Below are 1822 nucleotides of genomic sequence, written 5' to 3'. Positions count from 1 at the left end.
GGGTGAGGAGGACGACGAGGATCACGAGTGCGCCGTATACCTGCAGCAGGACACCGGCGACGACCCTGCCTCGGCCGTCGCGCAGGCCCTCACCGAGCGTTTCGACGCGCTCGCCAAGGAGCATGACGGCTGGCTCGACCCCAACCCCGCGCAGCTGCCGACGCGCTGAGCGACGCGGCGTCGGAAGAGCTGACGCGACGCACGTCGCGCCGCCGGTCGTGCTGACGCGTTGAGCTAAACGCCGTCGGGCGTGCTGACGGGCCAAGAGACGCGCCGGGTGGCGACTGCGCGACCTCACCGATGAACGGCGTCAGTTCGACGTGGCGCGCTCTTCGAGCTTCGCGAGCGACTCCTCGAGGGCGTGCTTCTCGACGAGGGGGAAGTGCACCTTCTTGAGCAGTTCCTTGTCGGTGACCTTGCTCCAGTCGTACGTCAGGGTTACGGCGGTCTCCTTCGGGCCGTGGGCCTCGAGCTCGTACATCCACTCCCAGCCCTTGGGCTCGGTGCCGGCGGGCGCCGTCTGCCACGCGACGAGCTTGTCATCGGCGTACCCGGTGACGTGGTTGTCGGTCTGGTATTCGCCCCCCATGTGCTCACCGACCATGTTCATGGTGAACACCTGGCCGACCTTCTGGATGCGGTCTCCGTGGTCGACGCTGCGGATGAAGCCCGAGCCGTCGAGCTTGACGTGCTCGGCCGGGTTGGTGAGGACGTTGAAGATGTCCTGCGCCGGGGCCTCGATGGTGCGGGTCACGATGATCTTTTTCTCGTCAGTCATGTCTTCACCTTGGCTCACGGCGCGCGTCTTCGCAAGGCGTTCAGGGCGTTTCGGCGTCGATGCGGGCGACGTGTGTGGGCGGGCGCGCTCGCGGCGAAGGGGCGGCGGCAGGCTGAGGGCCACCGGGCGCCGTTGTCGAATCACGCACGTGGCGCGTGCACCTGGACGGCAGCCGCGCCCTCCCGGTGAGCGCCTGGCTCACCCCGAGAGAGCATCGCGCCGTGACGGGCGCTCGGGTAGCGTGATCGTCGAACGGGGCCGCCATGGCCCCCAACCGATCACGGGCGCAGCGGGGTGCCGCGCTCACCCCACGAAGGAGTCTGCAGATGCCGAAGAACCGCCCTGACGAGCGTCCCTTCGACGCCGAGGCCTACGAGCAGGACACGCGTCAACAGGCTGCCGGAATGCGTCGCGATGGCGTGGGCGCCGACGAAGCGGGCGTCGTCCTGCACGAGGAGCGTCTCGTCGCGGGTGTCGAGCGCGCCGAGGCCGGGCGCGTCGAGGTGCGCAAGCGTGTCGTCGTCGAAGAGGTGACGATCACCGTCCCCGTGCGCCGCGAGGTCGTCGATGTCGTGCGCGTGTACGACGACGGCAGCGAGGAAGCCGTCGACGTCCCCGCCTCGACGTGGCAGCCGCGCATCGAGAACCTCGACGGCGGTTCGGCGCTGGGCGAGCACACGCATGCCGAGAGTGCGGTGTACGACGTCGAAGCCGCAGAGGGCACGCACACGCGTGACGCCGACCGGCGCGACGAGGACGGCGTCATCGTGCTGCACGAGGAGCGCCCCGTGCTCTCGACGCGGATCTACGCCGTCGAACGGCTGCACCTCGGCATCATGGCGACGAAGGAGAACGTCACCGTCACCGAGCCGGTGCAGCGCGAGGTCGTCGAGGTCGACGAGGTCGACGACGTGCGCGACCCACGTGGTGAGGGCGGTTCGGCGCGCGCGTGACGACCTTCCCCCACGCGATGACGTGCCGGGCAAGCTGCTGAGCAGCGCCTCCGTGGGCGCCCAGTGCAGCGTCAGGAGGGCGGTACCCGAT

General features: G+C 69.4%; 2 protein-coding genes. One reads left to right on the top strand and one right to left on the bottom strand.

What is annotated here, in order from left to right; all coding sequences use genetic code 11:
* Nucleotides 1-310: 310 nt before the first annotated feature.
* Nucleotides 311-778: an SRPBCC domain-containing protein gene (locus J4Z35_RS13890; protein WP_040014869.1), complete on the bottom strand. Its 468-nt coding sequence runs from the start codon at nucleotides 776-778 to the stop codon at nucleotides 311-313.
* Between the two features lie 326 nt (nucleotides 779-1104).
* Between J4Z35_RS13890 and J4Z35_RS13885 the strand changes: the two genes are divergently transcribed.
* Nucleotides 1105-1731 (top strand): DUF2382 domain-containing protein, encoded by a 627-nt coding sequence (locus J4Z35_RS13885; RefSeq protein WP_074041109.1) that lies wholly within the window; start codon nucleotides 1105-1107, stop codon nucleotides 1729-1731.
* The last annotated feature ends 91 nt before the right edge of the window (nucleotides 1732-1822 follow it).

This window comes from Dermacoccus sp. NHGro5 (assembly GCF_017565385.1).
Taxonomy (GTDB): domain Bacteria; phylum Actinomycetota; class Actinomycetes; order Actinomycetales; family Dermatophilaceae; genus Dermacoccus; species Dermacoccus nishinomiyaensis.
Note: the sequence above shows the minus strand (reverse complement) of the source record. Positions and strands in the feature narration are given on the sequence as shown.

What these genes read in the sequence shown, in the direction of transcription:
- J4Z35_RS13890 (WP_040014869.1), bottom strand. Translation starts at nt 778, where the DNA reads ATGACTGACGAGAAAAAGATCATCGTGACCCGCACCATCGAGGCCCCG.
- J4Z35_RS13885 (WP_074041109.1), top strand. Translation starts at nt 1,105, where the DNA reads ATGCCGAAGAACCGCCCTGACGAGCGTCCCTTCGACGCCGAGGCCTAC.